Source organism: Microbispora cellulosiformans, assembly GCF_008728085.1.
GTDB lineage: Bacteria > Actinomycetota > Actinomycetes > Streptosporangiales > Streptosporangiaceae > Microbispora > Microbispora amethystogenes.
Map to the genome: position 1 here is coordinate 1 of NZ_VYTZ01000033.1, position 8,331 is coordinate 8,331.

Annotated in this window: 2 protein-coding genes; both read right to left on the reverse strand. The window is 73.5% G+C overall.

The genetic code is table 11. The annotated features are described in order from the left end of the window. The coding region (locus F5972_RS36630; RefSeq protein WP_191910504.1) for a beta-ketoacyl synthase N-terminal-like domain-containing protein at window positions 1-855 on the reverse strand (855 nt) is incomplete at its 3' end. A 6-nt stretch (window positions 856-861) separates the two neighbouring features. Beyond that, the coding region (locus F5972_RS36635) for a type I polyketide synthase (protein ID WP_150940735.1) at window positions 862-8,331 on the reverse strand (7,470 nt) is incomplete at its 5' end.

An 8,331-nucleotide genomic window follows, 5' to 3' on the forward strand; every position in this document is an offset into this window, starting at 1 on the left:
TTGGGCGTCGGAGAGGCGTTCGACCAGGAGGAGGCCGACGCCTTCGGCCCAGCCGGTGCCGTCGGCGGTGGAGGAGAACGCCTTGCAGCGTCCGTCCGGCGCGAGCCCCCGCTGCCGCGAGAACTCGGTGAACCCGATCGGGCTCGCCATCACCGTCACCCCGCCCGCGAGCGCGAGATCGCATTCCCCCGTACGCAGAGCCTGGACGGCCAGGTGCAGGGCGACCAGCGACGACGAGCAGGCCGTGTCGACGGTCACCGCCGGGCCCTCGAAGCCGAAGGTGTAGGCGATCCGCCCCGACAGCACGCTGCCCAGGTTGCCGATCGCTAGATAGCCCTCCAGGTCCTCGGGCACCTCCGGCAGCCGTGACCCGTATGTACGGTCGGCCACCCCCGCGTACACCGCCGTACGGCTGCCCTTGAGGGTGGCGGGGTCGATGCCGGCGCGTTCGAGGGTTTCCCAGGCGACTTCGAGGAGGAGGCGTTGCTGGGGGTCGCTGGCGAGGGCTTCGCGGCGGGAGATGCCGAAGAAGGCGGCGTCGAATCCGGCGATGTCGTCGAGGAAGCCGCCGTGGCGGGTGTAGGAGGTGTGGGGCTGGTCGGGGTCGGGGTCGTAGAGCGCGTCGAGGTCCCAGCCGCGGTCGGTGGGAAACTCGGTGACGGCGTCGCGGCCCTCGGCGACCAGGTCCCACAGGTCCTCGGGGGAGGTCACCCCGCCGGGCAGGCGGCAGCCCATCCCCACGATCGCGATCGGCTCCCGCGACTTCGCCTCGATCTGCCGCAGCCGTTTCTCCGCCTGCTTGGTCTCCGCGATCGAACGCTTGAGATATTCGCGCAGCTTGTCGTCGTTCGCCATCAGGAATCAGCCCCTGTCCAGGAGGTCGAAGAGTTCGTCGTCGGTGGCGGAGTCGAGGTCGATCTCGTCGCCGGTGTCGTCGTCCGCGCCGAGCGGGGCGTCGAAGCGGGCCAGCAGCGCGCGCAGGCGGGAGACGACCTCGCCCCGGCCACCGGGTTCGGCGAGCAGGCTCGCCTCCAGCCGCCGCAGCGCGGTCAGCGGGTCCCCCGCCGGTTCGCCGTCCCGGTCCGCCTCTGCCTCCGCCAGCGCCGACAGGATGTAGTCGGTCACCGCGGCCGGCGAGGGATGATCGAAGATCAGCGTGGTCGGCAGGGGCAGCCCGGTGGCCGTACGGAGCCGGTTGCGCAGGTCCACGGCGGTCAGCGAGTCGAGCCCCAGCTCCCGGAACGCCCTGGCCGGCGGGATCTCCTCGCCGTCGGCGTGCCGCAGCACCGCCGCGACCTCCGTGCGGACGAGCCCGAGCACGGCCTCGCGGCGCTGCTCCGGGTCGAGCCCGGCGAACCGCGACGCGGGTTCGGGCGCCCGCCCCCCGGCCGCGCCGTCGTCCGCCGCGCCGCCCGCAGATGACGTGGCAGATGACGTACGCGAGGCGTCGAGCCAGAAGCGGGTGCGCTGGAAGGCGTAGGTCGGCAGGTCGACGCGGCGCGGATCGGCTCCGCGGAGGGCGACGGCCCAGTCGACCGGCACGCCCCGCACGAACGCCTCGGCGAGCGACACGAGGAACCGCTCCGGCCCGCCCTCGTCGCGCCGCAGCGTCCCTGTGACCAGCGCGGGCGCGACCGCGGCGGCGTCCAGGGTGTCCTCGATGCTCGACGCCAGCACCGGATGCGGGCTGATCTCCACGAACGCGGTGTGCCCACTGGCAGCCAGCGCGCGGGTCGCGGCCTCGAACCGCACGGGCCGCCGCAGGTTCGCGTACCAGTACTCGGCGTCGAGCTCCGCCTCCCCGGCCCACTCGCCGCTGACGGTCGACAGCATGGGCACGGTCAGCGCGCGGGGCGTGATCGGGGACAGCGCCTTCAGCAGCTCGTCGGAGATCAGCTCGACCTGGGCGGAGTGTGAGGCGTAGTCGACGGGGAGCCGCCGGTTGCGCACCCCCTCCGCGTCGAGCGCGGCCAGCAGCTCGCCCAGAGCGCTCACCTCGCCGGACACGACCACGCTGCCCGGCCCGTTGACGACCCCGACCGACAACCGGCCGTCCCAGGGCGCGATCCGGGCCTCGGCCTCCTCCAGTGGCAGGGCCACCGACGCCATGCCGCCGTCACCCGACAGGGTCCGGATGGCCTGGCTGCGCAGGGCCACCACGCGGGCGGCGTCGCGCAGCGACAGCCCGCCCGCCACCACGGCCGCGGCGATCTCCCCCTGCGAGTGGCCCACCACCGCGTCGGGACGGACCCCGTACGACTGCCAGAGCCCGGCGAGCGACACCATGACGGCCCACAGCACCGGCTGCACCACGTCGACCCGGTCGAGCCCCGGCGCGCCGGGGACGCCGCGTACGACGTCGAGCAGCGACCAGTCGACGAACTCGCTCAGGGCACGCTCGCACTCCGCGAGGCGCTCCGCGAACACGGGCGCCGTCTCCAGCAGCCCGGCGGCCATGCCGGGCCACTGCCCGCCCTGACCGGGGAAGACGAACACGACCTTCCCGGCGACGTCGGCCGTGCCGCGTACGACGTGGCCGGGCAGGGCGCCCTCGCGGGTGAGCGCGGCCAGTCCGGAGGTCAGCCCGGCCGTGTCCGGCGCGACCACGACGGCGCGCTCGCCCAGCAGCGTCCTGGCGGAGACGAGGGAGTGCGCCACGTCGACCGGGTCGAGGTCCGCCCGGCCGTCCAGGTACGTCGCGAGGCTGACGGCCTGGCCGCGCAGCGCCTCGGGCAGGTGCCCCGACAGCACCCACGGCACGGCGGGCGGTACGGCGGGCGGCGTGGCCGGCGTCCCGACCGGCTCCTCGGCGGCGGGGGGCTGCTCCAGGATCACGTGCGCGTTCGTGCCGCTCACCCCGAACGACGACACGCCCGCCCGCCTCGGGCCGCCGTCCTCCGGCCAGGGCCGCGCCTCGTCGAGGAGGCGTACCCCGCCGCTCGACCAGTCCACATGCGGGCTCGGCTCTTCGACGTGCAGGGTCTTCGGCAGCACTCCGGCGCGCATCGCCATGATCATCTTGATCACGCCGGCGCCGCCCGCCGCGGCCTGGGTGTGCGCGATGTTCGACTTGAGCGAGCCCAGCCACAGCGGCCGGTCCGCCGGTCGGTCCTGCCCGTACGTCGCCAGCAGCGCCTGCGCCTCGATCGGGTCGCCGAGCGTCGTGCCGGTGCCGTGTGCCTCGACCACGTCCACCTCGCCGGTCGTCAGCCCGGCGTTGGCGAGAGCCTGCCGGATGACCCGCTGCTGCGACGGGCCGCTCGGGGCGGTCAGGCCGTTGGACGCGCCGTCCTGGTTGACGGCCGAGCCGCGGACCACCGCGAGCACCGGGTGATTGTTCCTGCGCGCGTCCGACAGCCGTTCGAGGAGCAGCAGGGCGACGCCCTCGCCCCAGCCGGTGCCGTCCGCCGAGGAGGAGAACGCCTTGCACCGCCCGTCCACCGCCAGGGCGCGCTGCCGCGAGAACTCGACGAACGTGGCGGGCGACGACATCACGGCGACGCCACCCGCCAGCGCCAGGTCCGACTCACCCGTACGCAGCGACTGCGCGGCGAGGTGCAGCGCGACCAGCGACGACGAGCAGGCCGTGTCGACGGTCACCGCCGGGCCCTCGAAGCCGAACGTGTACGCCACGCGGCCCGAGGCGATGCTGCCCGCGCTGCCGTTGACGAGGTAGCCCTCCAGGTCACCCGGGATCTCCTGCAGCCGGGGCGCGTAGTCGTGGTACATGACCCCCGCGAAGACCCCGGTGCGGCTGCCCCTGAGCCGCCGGGGGTCGATCCCGGCCCGTTCGAAGGCCTCCCACGCCACTTCGAGCAGCAGTCGCTGCTGCGGGTCCGTCGCGAGCGCCTCGCGGGGCGAGATGCCGAAGAAGGCGGCGTCGAAGTCGGCGACGTCCCGCAGGAACCCGCCGTGCCGGGTGTAGGAGGTGCCGAGGTGGTCCGGATCGGGGTCGTAGAGCCGTTCGAGGTCCCAGCCCCGGTCGGCGGGGAACTCCGACACCGCGTCCCCGCCGCGTTCCACCAGCCGCCACAGCGCCTCCGGCGACTCGATGCCGCCCGGCAGCCGGCAGGCCATCCCGACGATGACGATCGGATCGTCCGCGAGCGACCCGGTTGCGGTCGTCTCGGCCCGCACCGGCGCCTTCTCCGCCCGGCCGCCCCCGCCGAGCAGGCCGTCCAGCAGATCGGCGATGCCCTGGGGGGTGGGGTGGTCGAAGGTGAGGGTGGCGGGGAGTCGGAGGGTGGTTGTGGTGGTGAGGCGGTTGCGGAGTTCGACGGCGGTGAGGGAGTCGAGGCCGAGTTCGATGAGGGGGCGGTCGGGGGGGATGGTGTGGGGGTGGGGGTGGCTGAGGACGGTGGCGACTTCGGTGCGGACCAGGTCGAGCAGGGCCGCGCTCCGCCGTTCGGCGGTCAGCGCGGCGAGTCGCGTCGCGAGGGAGCCGTCCTGCCCGGCGGCCGCCCGTACCGCTCGGCGGCGCGGGGAGATCAGGCGGCGGAGCAGGGGCGGCGGCGCGTCGGTCGTCGTGTTCAGGCGCGCCGGTACGAGCACCGGCGGCTGCGCGGCCGCGCCGAAGACCACCGCGTCGAACAGGGCCAGGGCGTGGTCCGTTTCCAGCGGACGCAGGCCGAGCCTGGCCAGGCGCCTGTGGTCGTTCTGACCCAGGCCGGCGGTGAGGGTGCTGGTGTGGGCCCACAGTCCCCAGGCGAGGCTGGTGGCGGGGAGGCGTTGGGTGTGGCGGTGGTGGGCGAGGGCGTCGTGGAAGGTGTTGGCGGCGGCGTAGTTGGCTTGGGCGGCTCCGCCGAGTAGGCCGCTGATGGAGGAGAACAGGATGAAGGCGGCGGGGTTGTGGTGGCGGGTGTGGTGGTGCAGGTGGGTGGCGCCGTCGATTTTGGGGGCGAGGACGGGGTGCAGGTGGTGGTTGGGGGTGAGGGTGTGGAGCGGGGTGTCGTGGGTGATGCCGGCGGCATGGATGACGGCGGTGAGCGGGTGGTCCGCGGGGATGGACGCGATGAGGGCTTCGACGGCGTGGGGGTCGGTGATGTCGGCGGCGGTGACGGTGACGTGGGCGCCTGCGGTGGTGAGGTCGCGGATGAGGGTGTCGGCGCCGGGGGTGTGGTGGCCGCGCCGGCCGGTGAGGTGGAGGTGGCGGATGCCGTGGGTGGTGGCGAGGTGGCGGGCGAGCAGGGCGCCGATGCCGGTGAGGCCGCCGGTGATCAGGACGGTCCCGTCGGGGTCCCACCCGCGCGGCTGAACCTCTTCGGCTTTGTGTTGCGTGGTGTGTGCGATCAGGCGGGGGGTGAGCAGGGTGCCGTCGCGGAGCGCGGTGTGGGGTTCGTCGTGGTGGCAGGCGGTGGCGGCGGCTTGGGGAAGCAGGCCGGCAGTCTCGTGGTGGTGGTCGATGAGGTGGATGCGGCCGGGGTGTTCGGTCTGGGCGGAGCGGATCAGCCCCCAGACGGGTGCGGTGACCAGGTCGATGGGCTGTTGGCTGGTGGTGGCGACGGCGTTGTGGGTCAGGACGAGCAGCCGGGTGCCGCTGAGGCGGTCGTCGGCCAGGAAGGTCTGCAGGGCGGCCAGGGTGTGTTCGGCCACCGCATGCGCCGCCGCCACCGGGTTCTCGCCCGTCCTGCTGTTGCTGCCGGTGGCGTGGGTGGCCTGCTCCGGCTCGACGTGCGCGGCGTTGTCGGCGCCGGTCGTGCCGTTGCGGGCGTTGCCGTTCCCGGTGGCGTGGTGGGGGGTGATCGGGAGGACAATCACATCGGGGGCGGGTTCGGCGGCGTCGATGGCGTCGGTGAGGGCGGTCAGGTCGTCGTAGTAGGAGGTGGTGACGGTCCGGCGGAGGGTGTCGTGGAGTTCCCGGTCGCCGAGGACGGCCCAGGCCTCGTCTGCCGCCGGCTGGAGTTCGAGGGGTGACCACTCGACCCGGAACAGACTGCTGTCAGGAGTGGATCCGGACGTGACCAGCTGCTCGCTGGAGACGAGCCGAGTGGTGAGAGTGTCGATCGTGGCGACCGGTGCGCCGGTGGGGTCGGCCACATGGAGTGACAGCGATCCGGCGTCGCCGAGTGTGACGCGTACCCGCAGGTCGGTGGCACCGGTGGCGTGCAGCCGCACCCCGCTCCAGGCGAACGGCAGGTTGCTGTGGCCGTTCGGCGTGCCGTCCAGCCAGTGCAGCGCGGCCCCGTGCAACGCCGCGTCGAGCAGCGCCGGGTGGATGCCGTAGTCCGTCACGTCATCCCGTTCGTCCTCGGGGAGGGCGACCTCGGCGAACAGTTCGTCGCCGCGCCGCCAGGCGGCGCGCAGCCCTCGAAACGCCGGGCCGTATCCGAGACCTGCCTCGTACAACCGGTCGTACGCCGTGCCGAGGTCCACCTGTACGGCGTCCTCCGGCGGCCAGGCGGTGAGGTCGAAGCCGGGTTCGGTGTCGTCCCTGGCCAGTACGGCGGTCGCGTGGCGGGTCCAGTCTCCGGTGTCGCCCTCCGGCCGGGAGAAGATCTCCAGGCTGGGCCGGTCGGAGCCGGTGACGATGATCTGCACCTGTACGCCGCCGCTCTCCGGAAGGGCGAGTGGGGCGTGGAGGACGAGTTCGTCGATGGTGGTGTGGCCGGTGTGGTCGGCGGCGTGGAGGGCGAGGTCGAGGTAGGCGGTGCCGGGGAGGATGGGGGTGTCGAAGACGGTGTGGTCGGTGAGCCAGGGGTGGGTGGTGAGGGAGAGGGTGCCGGTGTAGACGGTGGTGTCGTGGTGGGCGAGGGTGAGGGCGGCGCCGAGCAGGGGGTGGGCGGTGGTGGTGAGGCCGAGGTTCGCGGGGTCGGTCTGGCGGGGTGGTGGGGTGAGCCAGAGGCGTTCGTGCTGGAAGGCGTAGGTGGGCAGGTCGACGGTGGTGGCGGGGCCGTTGACTGTGGCCCAGTCGACGGGGGTGCCGTGGGTGTGGGCGTGGGCGGCGGCGGTGAGGGCGGTGGGGGGTTCGGGCCGGTCCCGGCGTAACACGGGAACGGCGAGGATGCCCTGTTCGCTGTCGAGGGTCTCGCGGATGAGGCCGGTGAGGATGCCGTCGGGGCCGATCTCAAGGAACGTCCGCACTCCCTCGCCCGGCTCCGGGCCTTCGTGCAGTCGCTGTACGACGTCGGCGAAGCGGACGGGGTTGCGCAGGTGGCGGGCCCAGTAGGCGGGGTTGGTGAGGTCGGTGGGGGTGGCGGTGGTGCCGGTGAGGTCGGAGACGAAGGGGGTGACCGGTCCGGTGGGCGGGGTGAGGGACAGTGCGGCCACGGCTTGTTCGAACTCGTCGAGGATCGGGTCCATGTGGGGGGAGTGGAAGGCGTGGCTGACGGTCAGTGCCCGGACCTTGTGCCCCTGCTGCCGGAAGTGCTCGGTGAGGTGGGTGACGGGGTCGTGGTCGCCGCTGATGACGGTGGAGGTGGGGGTGTTGGCGGCGGCGATGGTGACTCTGCCCTTGTAGGCGGCGATTTCGCGGGTGATGTGTGCTTCGGTGGCGTTGATGGCGGTCATGGCGCCGCCGGGTGGGGCGGTGTGCATGAGGCGGGCGCGGGCGGCGACGAGGGCGGCGGCGTCGGGGAGGGTGAGGATGCCGGCGGTGTGGGCGGCGGCGATGGCGCCGATGGAGTGCCCGGCCACGGCGTGGGGGGTGATGCCCCACCTGGTGAGGAGGTGGGTGAGGGCGGTCTGGAGGGCGAACAGGGCGGGCTGGGTGTAGAGGGTCTGGTCCAGCAAGGCCGGGTCGGCGTCGCCGAGCAACACTTCGCGTAGTGGTACGGGTGTGTGCCGGGCCAGGTGCTGGTCGAGCAGGTTGATGGCCTGGTCGTAGGCGGTGGCGAAGGCGGGGTGGGCGGCGTGCAGGCCGCGTCCCATGCCGGGGCGTTGGCTGCCTTGCCCGGTGTAGACGAAGGCGACCTTGGCGGGCCGGGCGATCCCGGTCACGATCCCGCCGGCGGATGTGCCGTCGGCGAGGGCGCGGGTGCGGTCGAGGAGTTCTTGTCGTGTGGTGCCGGTGATGACGGCGCGGTGGTCGAACCGGGCGCGGGTGGTGGCCAGGGAGTGCGCGACGTCGGCCGCACCCAGGGTGGGGTGACGGTCCAGGTGGTCGGCCAGCCGGGCGGCCTGGGCACGCAGCGCCTCGGGCGACCGCGCCGAGACCACCCACCCCACGGCCGGCGACGGACGGGCCTGGGGTGACTCGAGCTCGGCCTGGTCGGGGGCTTGTTCGATGATGACGTGGGCGTTGGTGCCGCTGACGCCGAAGGCGGAGACGGCGGCGCGGCGGGGGCGTGCGTGGTCGGGCCAGGGTTGGGGGTGGGTGAGGAGTTGGAGGTTGCC